An 18,611-nucleotide genomic window follows, 5' to 3' on the forward strand; every position below is an offset into this window, starting at 1 on the left:
ACTTCCTTCCGTTAATGCTTGATGATCCACTTTCTTGCTAAAAACCCGCCTGAACATAAGACAAGCACAAGGAGCCACCCTGTCTGGCTTGTATCACCAGTTTGAGGATTTTCTTCTTGTTTCGTTGTGGATGAATCAGCTTTGTTCGTTGATTCTTTTGATGGCTGCTGACTTTCTGCTGCACCTGCTGATTGATTTGCATTGTTAGACGAAAGTGACTTGATGCTGCTCTCATCAAATTTCAGCTGAATGGTGTAATCATGATCATAATCAGCAGATTTCACAGTGACATGAATTTTTGACTTGATTGGTTTAGACAAGCTTTGAGCTTGGAACTGAACGAGCCTTGTATTGGCTTTTTTATTTGTTGAGAGAACGGTTGTATCGACATAGCCGCCATTTCCCGGTACTTTAAATTCCGTTACCCAGCTGCTATTTTTAATCGTCATTTGCACTGTCAGGTTCCCATTTTTCGCTATCACTTTTGCTGGCTTCAGCCAGTAATCATTTGCCATTGAGACCGCATTTCCTTCAGCTTTCAGCACTGTATAATTGACGGAGTATGTACCATCCTTTAATGCGGCAGCCTGTGCGTTTGAAAAAGGCAGCATAAGTGCCAGTAAAAAAACCGCCATGAAGACTGACAGCCTCATTCTTTTTTTCATCAAGCGAATTTCCTCCCTTTCTATTGAACAGATGCCGCATCAAACTTGAGGCGAATGTCGTAATTTCCTGTATATCCGATAGCCGGTACAGTCACACTCACTTTTGCTGGTACGGCCTCAGTCAGGCTGTTCACATTGAATTCTACTGTTCTCTTATTAGCAGCTGTATTTGTACTGATCACCTTCGCATCTTTATAGACACCTTGATCGAGCGTTTTAAAGCTTGTGATCCAAGAGCTATTCGTTAACGTGACTTGCGCTTTGATTTTTCCATCCTTTACGACAAGCTTGGCTGGTTTTTCGAAATACGTATTCGCTGTTGAAGTCGAATCGCTATCAGCTTTCCATACCACATATTGCGCTGAATATTGACCATCTGCTAAGCCAGCTGCTGAGGCTGAGCTAACAGGAGCTAGAGCAAATAATAGAACAAAACTAAGGAATAATAATACGGGTGACGTTGAACGAATGACTTTCATGTGAGCCCTCCTAAATGATATTGATAATTATTCTCAATAGACAATAAAAAAAATAACCTTCATAAGTGCTGGAACACACTTATAGATGATTATGATAATCATTATCAATTGAGTTGAAAAAATAAATCTTTGCTTCCTAAAGTCAAAGATGTCTGCTTCTAAATGATGGATGGATAAGAGTTTTAGGCAATCTGTCCCATTCATAATACCATGGCATAACCTCCATTCCATTACAGGGAAAAGAACCCTCTTCTCCTTGATATTATATAATGGGTGAAATAATTGTCAATATCATTTTTCATACTATTGTCTTAGTTTTCTGGAAAATCACACAAAAAAATTTCGATCAGACACACTGATCGAAATCGATTAAGAAGGAACATGTTCCTCTATTTTGCTGTTTTTACGATCTAAAGACCAAGCATACATTTCACGAATAATCGGTTCAATTTTCTTCCCTTGCACTGTTAATTCGTATTCTATCCGCACTGGAATGTCGGGATATACTTTTTTCTCAACAAGTCCCTCAGCTTCTAAATCCTTCAGCCTTTCTGATAGTAATCTTCCGCTGATGTTCATTTCATTTTCAAGCTGACAAAAACGCTTAGGCCCTGTCAGAAGCTGATTGATGATGAGAATGACCCACTTCTTGCCTAGAATCTCCATGGCATCTGTAATTGGGCAGCCATCTACTTGAGCCATATCTTACTCCCTCCTGCTTTTTTCTCTTTTTTTCATTATAACACAATTAATTACTTGAAATAAGTCACTAACTATTATATAGTTTAGTTACTAAAAGTAACAAGGTATTCATTTTTTATAGATTTTCAAAAACATTTGAACATGCCGATGCATATATCATGAAGGAGATGACCGAGCTTGAAGACAATTGAGCAGCTAAGATTGGGTGTGACAGAATTACAGGTGTCCAGCTTTGATCGTTCTTTACCTTTTTATACAGACATTTTAGGATTTTCTATATTAGAAAAAACAGATTCCACGGTGACACTTGGCAGCAATGCAAAGGAACCGATTCTTTTGTTAAAAGAAGATGCACAGCTCAAAGAGAAGCCTGATCATGAGCCAGGACTTTATCACTTTGCTGTTTTATTACCTACCAGAAAAAACCTGGGCACATGGCTGGCACATGTGATCAAAAAAGGCTATCCTTTAATTGGAGCAAGCGATCACTTTTTCAGTGAAGCCATTTATTTAAGTGATCCTGACGGCATTGGCGTAGAAATTTATGCTGACCGTCCTCAGGACATTTGGGTAGGTGAGCATGGAGAACTGAAAGGTGGCGGAAATGCGCCGCTTGATGGAGATGGACTCCTGCAGGAAGCCGCTGATACCACATGGGAAGGACTCCCTGCCGGCACAGTGATGGGACACTTGCATTTTCATCTCAACCCAGAAGAAGCAGATGCCTTTTATGTCCATACGCTCGGTTTTCATATCCGAATGGCTCCACCAGCAAGCCTATTTATCGCTGCTGGTGTGTACCACCACCACCTTGCCTTTAATGCATGGGGACGCGGACGAAAAGGAGCCATTGATCCACGTTTTTCAGGAATTAGAAGCTATACACTGGTTTTCCCAGAAGAAGCAGACAGACAATCCGTCATCGAACGCCTGACAAAAGCAGGCACTCAAGTCAACACGACAGGAAAAAGCAGCGAATTTGTTGATCCATTTGGCGTTCTCGTTCGTTTACAGATTGAAGAAACAGACTAAAAAGAAGGTGCAGAATATGGACAAACACACAGAACTTAAAACAGCCATATTAAAAGATAAAATCAAACGAGTACAGCAAGAAGACGGGTATATATATATCACTGGACCCATTAAACTGCCAGTGAATTTAGACGGCAGAACTGTCATGTTCAACTGGTATTCATGGTTAAAAGACGATGGAAAAGAGCCATTGACAGATGAAGCTTTAATTGAAAGCCTCTCGTCCCGCCAGCTTGCTGATCATCAGCAGTCAAGCGTTCTTGTATACGGGGATTTTGAGCAAGCTGACGAAGCCCTTATCCGCATGCATTCCATTTGCCACACTGGCGATATTTTCGGAAGCAAGCGCTGCGACTGCGGATTCCAATTGAAGCAGTCTATGCGAATGATTGAGGACAATGGGGCAGGAGCCCTGTTTTACTTAGCCAATCATGAAGGCCGCGGCATTGGTCTTTTCAGTAAAGCCATGGCTTATATTCTTCAAGAAAACGGCTACGATACAGTAGAAGCGAACGAAGCACTTGGTTTTGAAGATGACACACGTCAATACGAAGAAGCCATTGCCGTTCTTCAAACACTTCGTACAAAGCCAGTCAGACTCATTACCAATAATCCGAAAAAGACAGATGCGATCAGCCATGCAGGTTTATCTCTTTCTGGACGCATTCCGCTTTGGGGAGATGTCTCTGAATTTAACGAAAAATATTTGCAGACAAAAATCAACCGCTCAGGTCACATGAAGGCGGAGCAAGAGGTGCGTACGATTGCCACATCATGAGCGATATATGAAGCTAGCCCTTGATAATGCACGGGCAATGAAAGGTCAGACATCTCCGAACCCGCTCGTCGGGGCTGTAATTGTGCGAGAGAATGAAATTGTTGGAGTCGGTGCTCATATGAAAGCCGGTGAACCACATGCTGAAATTCATGCACTCAACATGGCCGGAGACAAAGCAAAAGGAGCCACTATTTATGTGACCCTCGAGCCTTGTTCCCACCATGGACGCACAGGCCCTTGCGCGGAAGCACTTGTAAAAGCCGGCGTCGAAACTGTTGTCGTGGCAGCACTTGATCCGAATCCGCTTGTCGCTGGCCGCGGGATTGCCATTTTACAAGACGCAGGCATTCAAGTCATCACGGGCGTACTTGAACAGGAATCCATTCTGATGAATGAAGTATTTAATCACTTTATTACGAAAAAAACACCTTTTGTGACGCTCAAAGCAGGCATTACCTTAGATGGAAAAATCGCCTCTGCCACGTCTGACAGCAAGTGGATTACATCTGAGACATCCCGTTATGACGCTCACCATATCCGCAGTATCAATGATGCGATTTTGGTCGGTGCTCAAACCGTCATTCACGATGATCCTTCATTAACTGCGCGGATTCCAAATGGGAATAATCCGATTCGAATTGTCTTAGACTCTAAGCTGTCAACACCACTGACAGCAAAGATCGTCACGGATCAGATGGCACCTACATGGATCTTTACAACAAAGCAAGCCGATAAGGAAAAACGAGCGGCTTTAGAAGAAGCTGGCGTCCGTGTCTTCATGACAGACAGCGACACGCGGGTGCCCCTGAAAGAAGTGCTTCAAGTGCTGGGAGAAAAAAATATCTCCTCTCTCATGATTGAAGGCGGCGGCCAGATTAACGCCTCATTCTTAGAGCAGCAGCTTGTAGATAAACTCGTCATCTATATGGCGCCTAAGCTCATTGGCGGACGACTTTCCCCTTCCTTTTTCGGAGGCGAAGGCATACGCCTCATGAGTGATGCCATTGAACTGGATCAACTCGCAGTGGAACCGCTTGGAAAAGATATTAAAATGACGGGCTATCCCGTTTATCAATAACAAATAGGCTGTCGAGATTTCTTCGACAGCCTTCTTTTTGTCTTCTAGTCTCTTCTCTCTAAAAACTCAATTCGATTCCCAAAAGGATCTTCTACATAAAACCGATTGGCTCCCTCCAATGGCTCATCTTCACTTATACGAATATGATACTTCAATAATGCCTCTTTTAATTCCGATAGACTCTTTACAAGAAAAGCCGGATGAGCTTTCTTTGCAGCTTGAAAATGTTCCTGAATGCCAATGTGAAGCTGATGATGACCGCATTGGAACCAGACACCTCCGCGTTTAGCTAGATTACTAGGCTTAGGTATTTCTTTCATCCCTAAAATTTCGCCAAAAAACAAACGAGCTTTCTCTTCACTGCCTTTTGGGGCAGCTAGTTGAACATGGTCGATTCCAAAAAAGTTTGACATATTCCTTCTCCCTTTCTTTTCTCAATTGGTTTTTCTATGTAGGGTTTCTTAAGTTTTGCGTTGCTGAGCAATATTTGATTCTTACTTCATTGGCGGGCTTGATCTTTGAGTTTTTCATTGAGGTGTTTCTTACGATGTAGGGTTTGAATGACAATTTAAAAAAACAGAACTCCCCTGATAATGAAAGTTCTGTCCATCTAAGTGTCTCTTGTCATGACAGTTGAAACCAAGACATATCATGTCAAGGTGTATGGGCGGTAAGTCATTTTGGCGAAACTTGTCGTAAAATGTTTCATGTGAAACATTGATCGTTACTTCCCTTCTACCATCCTGCCAAAGCTTTCTGGTGAAAATCCCGGTGAAATGCGGACGCGGTGCAATGACATCATGCCTTGTTCCTTCTTCGCATGTCCTGGTTCAGTGGTGACAGCCATTTGATATCCGGCTTCCTTCGCCAGCTTCAACGTCTCTTCATTATAGCGCCCGACAGGATAGCTGACCATTCTCGTACGCTGAGAAAATCGCTGATCGAAGAATGTCTTTGATCCTTTTAACTCCTCTTCCTGCTGCTGCTTTGATAATCGATTGAGCTCTAAATGATGAATCGTATGACTCTCAATCGATATCCCATGTGCCATCATCTCGTCCATTTGCTCATCCGTTAAGTGATTTGGACGGCCAATGGATTGCTCAATCATGAAAATCGTTGCTTTCATTTCATACTGCTTTAAAATCGGAAATGCCTTTGTATAGTTATCCGTATATCCATCATCAAATGTAATGAGGACACTCTTCTTACTTGGCATCGAATTTGTTGTGAAAACGCGGTACACCTCTTCTGGCGACAGTGTGACATAGTCGTTGTCCTTCAGCCATTTCATATGAGATGCAAATTCGCTCTTTGGCACACGTAACGAGTTGCCGCTTGAGATACTATGATACATCAAAATCGGAAGCTCGACCGGCTCCTTTTGCTTGATCCAGCTTTTTGTCTCTATCACTGCCGTTTCTTTTTTCTGCTGAATGTCTTTTGTTTGTAATCGACCCTTTTCCTCTTTGATGACTTGCTGGCTTCCTCCCGCCTGCTCCTTCATTCCCATACAGCCCGAAATGAGCAGCAGCATAAGACCAATCGTCATCAGCATACATGTTTTCTTCATTCACCAATCCTGCTTTCTCTTTATCTACCGAATGATTATAACAGAAATTGGTTATTCATTGACAACTATTTTGACAGGGTATTCATTTTTTTACACATTTCGATCATTTCGATGGCGAGCAGATGAATGGTCTCTGTTGTGAGCATTTGATCTTCTGCGTGTATGAGCAGTAAAGAAAAAGGAAGCTGTTCACCTGCCGCTTCTTTTTGAATCAGCGACAGATGCAGGTTGTGGATGCTTCGAAACGCTTCCTCCCCTTTTTCGATCAACTGCTGCGCTTTTTCAAAATCATCCGCTCTTGCTAGACGAATCGCTTCTACATAATGACTTCTTGCCTCGCCTGCATGGGCAATGATTTGAAAGGCTGCTCCCTGCATTTCCTCTAATACCGTCATCTGCTTCTCCTCCAATTATTCAAGATTCATTTGCTAGTTTCAGTGCATGCTCTAGAATTTTTTCTCCGTTTGCTGTTCCGTATAATCTTACATTGACGACATCGACAGGTATTTGATAGGGTGCCGCCGTTTTTTCAGCTGCTTTTTTCATAAAGCTTACTTGCGGTCCAAGTAAAATCGCCTGTACATCCTCTCCATGCTCTTCTAGTTCATCTGCAATGGCTCCTTCAGGTATAGCATAAATATAGTAATCCAGCCCTTTAGCTTCTGCGGCAGCCTTCATTTTGGACACCACAATAGACGTTGACATTCCTGCTGCACAAGCGAGAATGATTCGTTTCATTTCTCATCACTCCTATTGATAAATGACTTCTGTTTCAACCTGCAGTTCCCTTGTTTTGATTAACGTCTGGTACCAATACGCAGATGCTTTCAGCTGACGATTTCGTTCATTCTCCAGCTGGATTTCGACTAATCCGTAGCGGTTTTTAAAGGCATTCATCGGTGAGACATTGTCTGTAAATGCCCAAAGCATATAGCCTGTGCAATTTGATCCTTCTGCTTTCGCTTGAAGTGCCCGCTTCAAATGCTGGCTGATAAATGAAATGCGATACTGATCATCAATGATACCGTCTTCTGTTTTAAACCGTTCTTCCTTTTCTACACCCATGCCATTTTCGGCCACAAACCACTCAATATTTCCGTATTCTTCTTTTATTCTCATCCCCATATCATAGACAATCTTCGGGTAGATTTCCCAGCCTCTGAAAGGATTCATTTTTCTCCCTGGAAGCTCAAACATATCGTAATAATAGGATGGATGAAAAGGCGTCCCTTCGTTCCAAGCCTTACTCGGTGCCTTGACACGATGCGGATAGTACAAGTTAAGCCCAACAACATCCACCGTATGATTCTTGATGATCTGAAGCTCTTCCTCTGTAAAATCGAAAAGAATATTATGCTTTTTCAACACATCGATCAGTTCCTCTGGATACTCCCCTTTGATGGAAGGATCTAGGAACACTCGATTAAAAAACAAGTCATACATACGTGCCGCTTCTTGGTCATGGGGAGCAGACGATCTTGCATACGTCACTTCTGGATTGAGAATCACGCCGATTTTGGCTCCTGCCGATTCCTTCAAGCCCATCTCCTGAAACAGCTTCACCACTTTTGCTGTTGCCAGAGCTTTATGATAGTTCCACTGCATCCATTTCTTCGTATTTTGCTCAAACGGATATCGTATCGCATCTAGATAAACACGTGTCTGAACAACAATCGGTTCATTAAAACTAAACCAATGCTTGACTCGGTCTCCGTAGCGCTCAAACACCTTTTCTGCATAGAGAACAAACAGCTCGACAACATGTTTTGATGACCATCCGCCGTACTTCTCAAGCAAAACGGCAGGAAGTTCATAGTGCTCTAAGCAAAACATTGGTTCTACACCTGCTGCGATTAATTCATTGATCAGATCATCAATGTAACGAGCATAGGCCTCATCCACTATCCCATTCTCGTAATCTATGAGAAACCTCGACCAATTGATCGATGTCCTGTAATGTGTCAGCCCAATCTCTTTCATTAAGGCGACATCTTCAGGGTAGCGCTCGTAAAAGTTTGTCGCACCAGCAGGACCATAGCCTTCGTGCCACACGTGATATCCTTCCTTATACCATAAGTCGATGTACGAGTCTTGATGCGCCCGCTTTCCCTTCCATCCCTCGGTCTGCCAAGCAGAAGCCGCAGCACCTAGGATAAAATCACTTGGAATCTCAATTCTGTTCATGTCGCCGCCTCCCTTTTCTTCGTCTGAATGTTTATTCTGAATCTGGTGCTGCTTCTGGCTTGCGGTTAGACAAGAGAACAAACGGTAAATAGATGAAAACAGCAACCACAATGCAGATAAGCTGTGTGATGACAGCGCCCATACTGCCAGCGGTGGACAGCCATGCATTTACAAGCGGCGGTGTCGTCCATGGCACCATCACGACCGCTTTTCCAGCGAATCCTGTAGCCGTCGCAATATACCCAATCGTACCTGTCACAAGCGGCGTGACGATAAATGGGATCGCCATCACAGGGTTCAGCATCACAGGTAATCCAAAAATAACGGGTTCATTGATGTTGAACAGTCCGGGTCCAGATGAGAGCTTGGCAATGCTTCGCATCTCTTCCCTTCTCCCAGCAATAAAAATCGCAATCAAAAGACCAATGGTCACACCTGAACCACCGATGCTCATATACACATCCCAAAACGGCATCGTGATGATATTCGGGATCTCTTTTCCCTCTTGAAATGCTGTCATATTCACTGCAATCGATCCTAATAAGAGCGGCTCCCGGATCGGCTTAATCATCTGGTTGCCATGAATGCCGATCACCCAGAAAAATTGCGCCACAAACATCAACGTTAAAATCCCAGGCAGCCCCTGTACAACACTTTCTAACGGACGCTGCACCACGTTATACACTGCTTCATGCAGATAAATGCCTGTCAACCGGTGAAATGCAAAGCCAAATGAGCTAATGATTGTAATTGTAATGATCGATGGGAAAAGTGACGAAAAAGACGTTGCCACATTCGACGGAACCGAATCCGGCATCTTGATTTGCAGCCATTTCACCTCGGTCAGCTTACAAAAAATCTCCACAGATACGATCGCAATGATCATCCCTAAAAATAAGCTTTTTGGATCAGAAAATTGTCTTGCCAACACGTCAACAACCTCACGCATCGATCCATCGACTTCAAGAAGAAGTGTCGTTGGAATAACAGATATAAATGAAATCAATGCCATCAATCCTGGGAACAGAGACTTGTGACCGTTGATTTTCCCAAGCTCAATCCCAATGAGGAACACAGCCCCAATGGTTAAAAAGTTCAGTGTGGCATAATTGATTGCCTTCATAATAGGCTGAAGCTCTGCTAAAAACCTGAATATCTCAAAATGAGCAAGCCCTGTTTCCGGGCTCATGATCATATTCGCCACCAGTACAGCAAAAGCTCCTGTAATGATGATCGGCATCAGTGTGACAAATGCCTGTTTAATCGCCATAATATATTTCTGGTTGGTGATGCGATAAGCCACATGCCCCATGACATCTGCCGCTTTCTCCTTGAAGCTCATGATCCGTCTCCCCCTTTGCAAAAACTCGTGATCATCCTCCTTTTTGATGTTATTTTAAAAGCGCTTTCATTAACATCTAATCTTTTTCCTCACAGATGCGGAAATGGGTGCCGCGTTTTTTCATTTGGATGCTCCAATACATGAAGCGCAGCTGTCAGTTCTTCAAATGAAGCGGCTTTGATGAGCTGTTCCACCACTTCCTTCCGTTCTGTCAGCCGCACAAGAAATTGATAAAGCGACTGTAATTCTTTTTGATACGTCTTCTGGATGCTTAACAAGCATACGACTTGTACTCGATCTTCTCCCCACAGCACCGGCTTTTTCAACGTACAGATCGCACAAAATGTGTCATCTGTTGCCGGCTTTATTGGATGAGGAATCGCAACCAAATGACCGAAAGATGTGGGTGACACCTGCTCTCTTTCTAGCAATAATTGTTCAAACTCGTCTGGGATTCGATGCTGCTCCTTTAGCACGTTCACAAAAAATTGAAGAACCTCTTCCCTTGATTGGAGATCTTGCTGAAAAAATGTCAGCGCCGGACTCACATACCGCAAAACTCCTGTATCCTGTGAATTCTTCACAAATCGTTTCAGCCGTACAATATCATCGTCACTTAGAATCGTATGTACATCAATTACTGGCACCGGCAATGTATTCTGAAGCGGAATGGTACTAATAATAAAATCAATGCTTCTTAAATCATACGAAGGAAGTTCCCCGACACTTGCAGTTCCAGCGATCTCCAGCCTTCCGCTAAAAGCCGCCGTGAGCTTATGAAGAAGAAGCTGACTGCTGGCGACACCCGTCGCACACACAATAAGACATGTCTTTCTCACATGCTGTGATTTTGTCCGCTCGATTGCAGCCCCAATATGAAGTGCCAAATATCCGATTTCATCCTCAGGAATCTCAACACCCTCTTTTTCCTTCAGCCATCTGCCCATATAAACACCCGCCTCAAACGCAATGGGATAATACCTTTTAATGTCTGGTAAATAAGGATTTCGCATGTTCATATCGTATCTAAAACGATGAATGGCTGAACGCAAATGAAGACTTAAACCAACGATCAGCTCCTTATCAAACTGAATATCAAGTGACATGTGCTCCTCTACATAAGCAAGCAATTGGTGAGTGAAACGAAAATGATCTTCGTCCAGCAGATGAAATAGCGTATGGCCAGCCTCTCCATATGCCATCATCTTTGCCCCCATTAAGTGAATCGCGATGTACGCCATTTCTGATAGCGGAAAATCAATCGATAATACGCAGCGAATATCTTCAGCCATTTGTTGAGCTACCTGGAAAACTGGCTGCACTTGAATTTCTCTCAATTCCGCTTCTGGCATCTTGACCAGCTTTTTTTCTTCAATTCGTTTGCATGCGATGGCAATGTGGGTTACTAAATTACTTAAACCGATTTCTGATAGATGAAGTCCGGTGGCTTTTGTACGTGAACGCACGATGTCCTGAATCAATTGATATGTTTCTTCAGGTAACAGTGCAGCGTTCGCGTGCTCCTGCTGAAACACATGCTCTGCCATACAATATCTTAATTTCATTTCATCGCCTGTCAGACGCAGTCCATATTTAGGCCGGTGCGATATAGAAAGTCCATGCAATGAAAACAAGTGCCTGACAGCTTTCAAATCATTTTTCACTGTAGATTCACTCACAAATAATTCCTCTGCCAATCCCTCTAATTTGATATAGTCTTCTGACAGAAGCAGTCTTTTCAATAGATAAGCGACGCGATCCTCAGGCTGATTGGGAATGAACGGTTCCTTTTTCTCATTCCTTTCTCTCAGTGACGTTTTCAAAAATGTACGAAATGCTCCATAATCTTCAACGCTCAATGTATACCCTGCCCCGCGTTTAATATGCAGTGCGGCACCATGTTCTTCTAAGATCTTTTTAAGCGCTTTCATATCTGTTCGAATGGTTCGTGATGTGACTCCGATCACACGGGCAATTTCTTCACTTGTCAGTTCCTGCTCCGCTTGCATCAATCGTTTCAGAAGCTCCTCCTGACGTAGAGATAGCATGGGCTCTCCTCCCTTGGCATTTACTTTTGCCTATCATCATAAACGAAAATAGAACTCTTTGCCCAGTATTTCTTTCAAATCGGGAACCTTGATATGGCTCATTCGTATGAATATGAAACTAGAGGAGGGATGCATTATGGGTACTTTTATGTTTGTAGTCATTATCATATTAGCTTCTTTAGGAGCCATCGTTGCCAGCTTGTTCACACCAAAGGATAAACGTGTATCTGCTAAGCGTTCTGCACATCATAGCTCAACGACAAGCACTTATACTGATTCGTATACCCCTCACGCTTCTGATGCCTCCTGTGGGAGTGATTCAGGTGACAGCGGCGGTGGTGGATGTGATTAAACAAAAAAACAGCCGCCCTTTTATGAGTCGGCTGTTTCATTTATGGTTTTAAAGAGCTTTCCAGCCCCGTTCAATCAAATGTTTAACATCCTTTGCAAAATCCTCGCCCTTTTCCATCACGTCCTGAGCTCTTCCTGCAAAATTACTGGCTACGGCCAGCTCCATTTTTTTCAATTCAAAGTGTAAGATTTTTTGATCAATCTCTGTTATATATTTTTCATATTCATTGTTGACGATGTCATGCATCACGCTGTAAGCGTCTTTCCGATGGCGATGAAAGTCGGTCCCTCTCTCGCCTTTCCATGACGAATCTAGTGCAGGCTTCTTGATTTCTTTGATATCTGACTGGGCAAGATCTTGTTCTGTTTGAATATTGCTTTTGGCTGTCTTTAACCGAGAGATCATTTCGTCAAATTCTGCACGTTTGTTCTCAATTCCCATATGCAGATGGTGCAGCATCTCGGATAAACTCATGTCATCCACCTCTATCTGACCTCATACGAAAGCATGGCGTGAGCGCCTTTGGAAACCAACGAATCACATGATTTTTCCAATCCTGATATTTCTATCGTTTTGCTTTCATTAAGTATAGTATAAGGCGAAAAGCCTCAGCCTTAAATAGGGAAAAGGTGTCCTTTTAGTGACGCATTTGGAAGAAAAACGGAATAATACAAGGTCTTACACTCCTAATTTAATATGAGTCTTTAAGACTATAATTATACACCGCGTTAAATGTACCTATAAATAAAAGCGAGTGTGCTGATTATTTTGCAGCAATCGCTTCGTCTTGTTCTTTTAATGTTTTCACGTTAGAACGTGTATCCTGAACATTTTTAATTAAGGCTTCTTTAAAGCTTGAGACCATTTCGCTCACTTCTCTTTCACGTGCCGTCCACTTAGTTACAAATTCAAGGCTGTTTTCACCCGCTTTATCTGCTGCTTTTTTCATCGCTAAAGCTTCTACGGCTTGGGAGACTTCATCTAGTTTATCCATGACTGTTTGGTAGTTTAACTTAATTTGTCCCATTGTGATTTCCTCCAGATTTGTTCAGCATGACGCTCTCTTACAAGCTGCTCCATGCTTTTGAGATCAAGCGTTTTGCGTCCTCTACTGCGTCTTCTCCTTTTTCAGCAAGACGTGCGGCGTCTCCAGCTAAGGAACTGGCAAAGGATAACGCAGCTTGTTCTGCTTCTAATGTACTGATTTTGAATTCGATGCGGCTCACGTAGCGTGGGTATTTATCGTTCACGATTGTTTGCAGCGCATCATGTGCTTCATTTCGGTCTGTTTTGAAATCCTGGCTTCGCTCACCTTTCCAAGAGGTCCCAAGCTTTGGCTGCTTGATTTGCTTTAAATCTGTTTCTGCCGCATCTTGTTCACGTTCAACCTTGCTTTTCGCCTTTTTGAGTCGAGCAATTTTCTCTTCAATTTCTGCTTTTTTATTTGAAATGCCACCGTTAAGGGCAGACAGCATATCCGATAAGCTCATATGGGTTCCTCCTCCTGTCCAAAAATAAAAACGCTGCTTAGAGTCCCTCTAAACGAGCGTAAGGTGAATAGCACTTTTTCCAATATTGTTATTATAAGGTTCAAAGACTCATGTTTGAATAGGGATTTGTGCCCTTTTTATGGGATAAATATGCTTTCATTCTGCTTTACACCACCCCTTTCGACCTCTTTTATTGGAGGTCTAAATTCCTGTTCGTTTGTTATATGCCACATATAGTCTCACAGTCCTAGGACAAACAAAGCCGCCCCCGTTCAGGAGCGGCTTTTGCAAACGGCTTATGAGGCCGATTCTTCTCTTTCTTGTTGATCTTTCACGTACCAAATGAATTTACCCGTATATCCGTAAATGATCGCAAGACCAATGGCGACAAAGCTCAACCACATAAATGGTAAATAAGAGAATGTCGATACGCCGAGAATTCCTGCCATGTAAATACCGTTATCTGACCAAGGAACCATACCAGACGTAAGCGTACCACCGACCTCAGAGTTTCTGGATAAAACTCGTCTATCTAACTTTAATTTATCGTAGCTCTTTTCCATAATTTTTGGTGTAAGGATAATTGATACATACATTGCACAACCAAAAATGTTAGCAAAGAATGCAACAAGAATAGTGGAAAGAGTAACATTTCCCGCATTGTGGAGTTTTTTCTCAAAGGTTGAGACAATGACTTTCAATACACCCAGATGTTCCAATACTCCCCCGAAACCAAGCCCAAGAATAATCACTACCAAAGAGCCAAGCATGTTGACCATTCCACCACGATTGAGAAGCTGGTTTAGAAAGTCTACATCTGATTGAATTGAAAATCCATTGTATGCTGCACCAATTGCATCACTAGGATTCGCACCTTGAAACGCAAAGGCCCAGATCGCCCCAAACAAAGCACCGATTGCAATAACCGGCAGAGCAGGCTTTTTCATGACAAGTAAAACCACGACAATGAGAGCTGGAATAAGCATCCATACATTAATATTGAATGTATCGAGCAACGCATTCTTTAAGTATTCAACCTTTTCTTGATCAATATTACGTCCTCCATAGATAAAACCAGTGACCGTAAACATAATAGCAGTAATAACAAAGGCAGGAATGGATAAGACCATCATGGCTCTTACATGCGCCAGAACTTCAACCTTTGATAAGGACGAGGCGAGAACTGTACTATCAGACAGTGGAGAAAGCTTGTCTCCAAAATAAGCACCTGACAAGACGGCACCTGCAACGATTGGGAGAGGAATCCCTAAACCTTCACCAATGGCAATCATGGCAATCCCAGCTGTACCAACTGTTCCCCAAGACGTCCCTGTAGCGACAGACATAATGGCACAAATAATGAGTGTTGCTAGTAAAAAGATATTTGGATGAATAAATTCAAGACCATAATAGATCAGTGTCGGTACGACTCCGCCAGCGATCCAAGTTCCAATTAAAGCACCTACAGCAAGTAAAATCAAAACAGCATCTAATCCATTTGATATCCCTTTTGTAATAGCACCCTGTAAATCCTTGTAGGCGTGTCCTAAATGAAGACCAAGTCCAATTGCTAGAAACCATGAAATAAATAAGGCCAATTGGATATCCAAGTTAAAATAAATAGTAAATGATAAGACAATCGCCAAAAATAAACCTAGTACGGCGATGATCTCCACCATAGATGGCAAGCGAACCGATTTCAATGTTGTTTCCTCCCTTTGTGCGTGCGTTAAGCGTTTTCAAAATATTGTGAAAAAAGTGTGTCAATTCGAAAGAAAGTGAATTGCCTGTTTTTCTCTTTTTCACAGGCAATTCCACATATTAATAAAATAAAATTTTTGATATTATTATCGCTCTAGGAGCTCTGCACCTGCAATGCCAGGCTTTGTCATCTCGAATGGATTTAAGATAATATCAAGTTCTTCTTCCGTTAAAACATCGTACTGCAAGCAAAGATCTCTGATCGATTGTCCTGTTAAAATGGCTTCTCTTGCAATTCTAGCGGCTGCTTCATAGCCTAAGTGAGGGTTCACGGCAGTGATCACGCCTGCACTTTTTTCTACATATTCTTTCAAACGTATTTCATTTGCTTCAATGTCCGCTAAGCAATGATCTGTGAATGAACGGAATCCGTTATTCATTATACTAATAGATTGAAGCAAGTTAAAGACCAGAACTGGCTCCATCACATTTAACTCAAGCTGTCCTGCTTCAGAAGCAAGACAGATCGTGTGGTCGTTCCCAATGACCTGGAATGCGATTTGGTTAATGAGCTCAGCCATGACTGGATTGACTTTCCCAGGCATGATGGAAGATCCAGGCTGGCGGGCTGGCAATGCGATTTCAGCAAGACCTGCGCGCGGACCAGATGCCATTAAGCGAAGGTCATTGGCAATCTTAGACATGTTCATCATACATACTTTTAAAGCGGCGGATACTTCTGTGTAAGCATCTGTATTTTGCGTTGCATCCACGAGATGCTCTGCGCCTACAAGAGGAAGACCAGATATATCAGCGAGCTTCTTCACCACGATTTCAATATAACGAGGATCTGCGTTTAAGCCTGTCCCAACTGCTGTTGCACCCATATTGACTTCATATAAATGCTGTTTTGATTGGTTGATCCGCTTAATATCACGGCTCAGCACGCGGCTGTAAGCTTCAAATTCCTGTCCCAAACGGATTGGAACAGCATCCTGAAGGTGCGTACGTCCCATTTTGATCACATGATCGAATTCTTTCGCTTTCTTTTGAAAGACGTCCTGCATGACTTGCATCGTTTCAAGCAGAATATCTAACTGCTTGAGCACAGCAATGTGGATCGCCGTTGGGAATGAATCATTCGTTGATTGCGACATGTTCACATGTGTGTTTGGGCTTAAATGGATGTATTCTCCCTTTTGATGTCCCATGATTTCTAGTGCTCTGTTTCCAATCACTTCATTGGCATTCATATTCATGGACGTTCCTGCGCCGCCTTGAATTGGGTCGACAATAAAGTACTCGTGCAGCTTGCCTTCAATGACTTCATCAGACGCTTGAACGATGGCATTTCCAATTCCCTCATATAAACGTCCAACTTCCATATTGGCTTGAGCTGCTGCTTTTTTCACGATGGCAAAGGCTCTGATTAGTTCCTCGTGCATCCGATATCCTGTAATCGGGAAATTCTCTTTTGCACGAAGGGTTTGAACCCCATAATACACGTCTGCTGGAATTTCTTTTTCACCAAGAAAATCCTTCTCATAGCGATAAGTTGCTTGAACCATCTCTTATGACCTGCTTTCTATAGAATAGTTAAATCACTAAATCTTCTGCGATTGGCGTTTCCATAATCTTTTTGACTTCTCTTGGATCTGTTGTTTTGCCTAGTGCCCACATCAATTTCGGCACGATAGCTTCTGTATTCATATTTCTTGAACGTGCCACCAATTCTTGATTGATCTTGCGTCCTACCTCATACACACTCATATCTTCTCCTTCTTCAAGACACTGAGTGGTGATGACAACAGAAATGCCTTCTTCCAGCAATTCGTTAATCTTTTCTAAAAGGTTTCTTCCTTCGAAAGGAATTCCGCCGCTGCCGTAGCTTTCAATGACAACCCCTTTGTACATGCTTTTGACTGCATCTAAAAACTCGGGCTTCAGGCCTGGGTGCAATTTTAACAGACACACATCTGTGTTCAAGGATGCATCTAATTTAAGCGGTTTCATTGGTGTTCTTTTTACTTTGCTATTGTATTCAATTTGATGGTTTTCAATTGATGCAATATATGGGTAGTTAATGCTTTCAAATGCATCGTAGCTTTTCGTTCTTAGTTTGATCGCACGTGTTCCTTGGATGACTCTGCCATCAAACACGACATACACGCCGCCAACACCGTCACATGCAAAGCGAATCGCATCTGTGATGTTTTTCTTCGCATCTGTTTTCTTAAAAGTAATCGGAATTTGTGAACCTGTAATCACGATCGGCTTATCAGGATTTTGCAGCATATAAGACAGCGCTGCTGATGTATAGGCCATTGTATCGGTTCCGTGAGTAACGACAAACCCATCATACTGATCATAATTCTCATAAATGGCTGTTGCGATATCAACCCAGTATTCAGGCTGCATATTTGTACTATCTATACTCATTAGGGACTTTGTGTCCATTGTATATTCTGCATTAATTTCGTTTAAATAGCTCAAAAGATCCTCAGCTTTAACACCTGGAGCTAAACCATTTTCACTCTCTACAGATGCAATCGTCCCACCAGTCGTTAAAAGCAATAATTTCTTCAACAGGTCCACCTCTTTCGTAAAATTACTTCGTTTGTCACACATATTATAAGCTAGCTTGTGCTATTCTATAATATACGCTTTACGCGTACCTTCATTGCCATTATAGTCACATAACGCGAATTAATCAAGAAATTGTTACGCATAACGCGTACATTCTATGTCAAAATATGATATACTGTTGTTGTAAATAAAGGAGCGTTCATGTATGATACTCGATCGTTTAACCACCCTTAGAAAAAAGAAAAAATGGTCTCTCCAGCATACGGCAGATCGCCTAGGTATCGCCAAAAGCACCTATGCCGGTTACGAATCTGGGTACCGACGACCTTCGCTTGAAGCAGTGAAGCTGCTGGCTGATTTGTATGATACGTCCATTGATTTTTTACTTGGTAGAACGGACGAGCCAGAGATACAACGCAAAATCTCTGATATCAAAATTGAACTGACGGAAGCAAAAGAAGGAACCATTTATGTAGACGGCGTTCCCCTAAATGATGAAGAAATCAAACAGCTTGTTGCCTTTATTCGGGCGAAAAACACTCTAAAAGTATAAACACAGAAAAGAGAGGCACCTTATAAACAGGTGCCTCTCTTTCCTTTT

The 18,611-nt window shown here is 42.5% G+C and carries 21 protein-coding genes; 5 read left to right on the forward strand and 16 right to left on the reverse strand.

The window, feature by feature from the left end; genetic code table 11:
• Nucleotides 1-11: 11 nt before the first annotated feature.
• The 3 genes from isdC to NSU13_RS17865 all read right to left on the reverse strand — a co-directional run bounded on the left by isdC (nucleotide 12) and on the right by NSU13_RS17865 (nucleotide 1,846).
• On the reverse strand, nucleotides 12-665 hold the full coding sequence (gene isdC / locus NSU13_RS17855; protein WP_034281463.1) for a heme uptake protein IsdC: 654 nt from the start codon (nucleotides 663-665) through the stop codon (nucleotides 12-14).
• A gap of 20 nt (nucleotides 666-685) precedes the next feature.
• A complete protein-coding gene (locus tag NSU13_RS17860; RefSeq protein ID WP_034281350.1) occupies nucleotides 686-1,144 on the reverse strand; it encodes an NEAT domain-containing protein in 459 nt (152 codons plus the stop codon).
• Between the two features lie 369 nt (nucleotides 1,145-1,513).
• Nucleotides 1,514-1,846 (reverse strand): helix-turn-helix domain-containing protein, encoded by a 333-nt coding sequence (locus tag NSU13_RS17865; protein ID WP_024427514.1) that lies wholly within the window; start codon nucleotides 1,844-1,846, stop codon nucleotides 1,514-1,516.
• A 177-nt stretch (nucleotides 1,847-2,023) separates the two neighbouring features.
• Between NSU13_RS17865 and NSU13_RS17870 the strand changes: the two genes are divergently transcribed.
• From NSU13_RS17870 to ribD, 3 genes are read left to right on the forward strand one after another with little or no spacing between them, the layout of a single operon-like run.
• Nucleotides 2,024-2,878 carry a VOC family protein gene (locus NSU13_RS17870; RefSeq protein WP_046312763.1) on the forward strand — a complete coding sequence of 285 codons (855 nt, stop codon included), beginning with the start codon at nucleotides 2,024-2,026 and terminating at the stop codon, nucleotides 2,876-2,878.
• A gap of 16 nt (nucleotides 2,879-2,894) precedes the next feature.
• Entirely contained in the window at nucleotides 2,895-3,656 is a 762-nt protein-coding gene (locus NSU13_RS17875) for a GTP cyclohydrolase II (RefSeq protein ID WP_041118240.1), read from the forward strand.
• The gene (gene ribD / locus NSU13_RS17880) at nucleotides 3,643-4,734 is read left to right on the forward strand and encodes a bifunctional diaminohydroxyphosphoribosylaminopyrimidine deaminase/5-amino-6-(5-phosphoribosylamino)uracil reductase RibD (protein ID WP_252049928.1); all 1,092 of its coding nucleotides are present in this window, start codon (nucleotides 3,643-3,645) and stop codon (nucleotides 4,732-4,734) included. Before NSU13_RS17875 ends, ribD begins: the two co-directional genes overlap by 14 nt.
• Before the next feature lie 44 nt (nucleotides 4,735-4,778).
• Here the strand turns inward: ribD and NSU13_RS17885 are convergent, their stop codons facing one another.
• The 7 genes from NSU13_RS17885 to NSU13_RS17915 all read right to left on the reverse strand — a co-directional run bounded on the left by NSU13_RS17885 (nucleotide 4,779) and on the right by NSU13_RS17915 (nucleotide 11,881).
• Nucleotides 4,779-5,147: a VOC family protein gene (locus NSU13_RS17885; RefSeq protein ID WP_041118244.1), complete on the reverse strand. Its 369-nt coding sequence runs from the start codon at nucleotides 5,145-5,147 to the stop codon at nucleotides 4,779-4,781.
• A gap of 311 nt (nucleotides 5,148-5,458) precedes the next feature.
• Nucleotides 5,459-6,292 (reverse strand): polysaccharide deacetylase family protein, encoded by an 834-nt coding sequence (locus NSU13_RS17890; RefSeq protein ID WP_252050522.1) that lies wholly within the window; start codon nucleotides 6,290-6,292, stop codon nucleotides 5,459-5,461.
• Between the two features lie 80 nt (nucleotides 6,293-6,372).
• Complete coding sequence (locus NSU13_RS17895) at nucleotides 6,373-6,702, reverse strand: PTS lactose/cellobiose transporter subunit IIA (protein WP_024423898.1); 330 nt, start codon at nucleotides 6,700-6,702, stop codon at nucleotides 6,373-6,375.
• A gap of 19 nt (nucleotides 6,703-6,721) precedes the next feature.
• Entirely contained in the window at nucleotides 6,722-7,045 is a 324-nt protein-coding gene (locus NSU13_RS17900) for a PTS sugar transporter subunit IIB (protein ID WP_024423899.1), read from the reverse strand.
• A gap of 12 nt (nucleotides 7,046-7,057) precedes the next feature.
• On the reverse strand, nucleotides 7,058-8,491 hold the full coding sequence (locus tag NSU13_RS17905) for a glycoside hydrolase family 1 protein (RefSeq protein WP_326483522.1): 1,434 nt from the start codon (nucleotides 8,489-8,491) through the stop codon (nucleotides 7,058-7,060).
• A gap of 31 nt (nucleotides 8,492-8,522) precedes the next feature.
• A complete protein-coding gene (locus NSU13_RS17910; RefSeq protein WP_061110267.1) occupies nucleotides 8,523-9,833 on the reverse strand; it encodes a PTS transporter subunit EIIC in 1,311 nt (436 codons plus the stop codon).
• A gap of 89 nt (nucleotides 9,834-9,922) precedes the next feature.
• A complete protein-coding gene (locus tag NSU13_RS17915) occupies nucleotides 9,923-11,881 on the reverse strand; it encodes a BglG family transcription antiterminator (protein ID WP_342489695.1) in 1,959 nt (652 codons plus the stop codon).
• Between the two features lie 136 nt (nucleotides 11,882-12,017).
• On the opposite strand from NSU13_RS17915, the gene NSU13_RS17920 reads away from it, so the two are divergent.
• On the forward strand, nucleotides 12,018-12,233 hold the full coding sequence (locus NSU13_RS17920) for a hypothetical protein (RefSeq protein WP_327825590.1): 216 nt from the start codon (nucleotides 12,018-12,020) through the stop codon (nucleotides 12,231-12,233).
• A gap of 48 nt (nucleotides 12,234-12,281) precedes the next feature.
• Here NSU13_RS17920 and NSU13_RS17925 read toward each other — a convergent pair whose 3' ends face one another.
• The 6 genes from NSU13_RS17925 to NSU13_RS17950 all read right to left on the reverse strand — a co-directional run bounded on the left by NSU13_RS17925 (nucleotide 12,282) and on the right by NSU13_RS17950 (nucleotide 18,010).
• The gene (locus NSU13_RS17925; protein ID WP_034281360.1) at nucleotides 12,282-12,707 is read right to left on the reverse strand and encodes a DUF5082 family protein; all 426 of its coding nucleotides are present in this window, start codon (nucleotides 12,705-12,707) and stop codon (nucleotides 12,282-12,284) included.
• 289 nt (nucleotides 12,708-12,996) lie between these two features.
• Nucleotides 12,997-13,260 carry a YwqI/YxiC family protein gene (locus tag NSU13_RS17930; protein WP_034281361.1) on the reverse strand — a complete coding sequence of 88 codons (264 nt, stop codon included), beginning with the start codon at nucleotides 13,258-13,260 and terminating at the stop codon, nucleotides 12,997-12,999.
• A gap of 37 nt (nucleotides 13,261-13,297) precedes the next feature.
• Nucleotides 13,298-13,723, reverse strand: coding sequence for a DUF5082 family protein (locus NSU13_RS17935; protein WP_041118256.1), 426 nt, complete (start codon nucleotides 13,721-13,723; stop codon nucleotides 13,298-13,300).
• A gap of 296 nt (nucleotides 13,724-14,019) precedes the next feature.
• Entirely contained in the window at nucleotides 14,020-15,426 is a 1,407-nt protein-coding gene (gene nhaC / locus NSU13_RS17940) for a Na+/H+ antiporter NhaC (protein ID WP_041118258.1), read from the reverse strand.
• Nucleotides 15,427-15,570: 144 nt separating this feature from the next.
• Nucleotides 15,571-16,992 carry an aspartate ammonia-lyase gene (aspA, locus tag NSU13_RS17945; protein WP_024423908.1) on the reverse strand — a complete coding sequence of 474 codons (1,422 nt, stop codon included), beginning with the start codon at nucleotides 16,990-16,992 and terminating at the stop codon, nucleotides 15,571-15,573.
• Nucleotides 16,993-17,020: 28 nt separating this feature from the next.
• On the reverse strand, nucleotides 17,021-18,010 hold the full coding sequence (locus NSU13_RS17950; protein ID WP_024427527.1) for an asparaginase: 990 nt from the start codon (nucleotides 18,008-18,010) through the stop codon (nucleotides 17,021-17,023).
• A 205-nt stretch (nucleotides 18,011-18,215) separates the two neighbouring features.
• Here NSU13_RS17950 and NSU13_RS17955 point away from each other — a divergent pair, with 205 nt between their 5' ends.
• Nucleotides 18,216-18,563: a helix-turn-helix transcriptional regulator gene (locus NSU13_RS17955; protein ID WP_024427528.1), complete on the forward strand. Its 348-nt coding sequence runs from the start codon at nucleotides 18,216-18,218 to the stop codon at nucleotides 18,561-18,563.
• The last annotated feature ends 48 nt before the right edge of the window (nucleotides 18,564-18,611 follow it).

Origin of the sequence: Bacillus sp. FSL M8-0049, from assembly GCF_038593355.1 — a bacterium.
GTDB lineage: Bacteria > Bacillota > Bacilli > Bacillales > Bacillaceae > Bacillus > Bacillus safensis.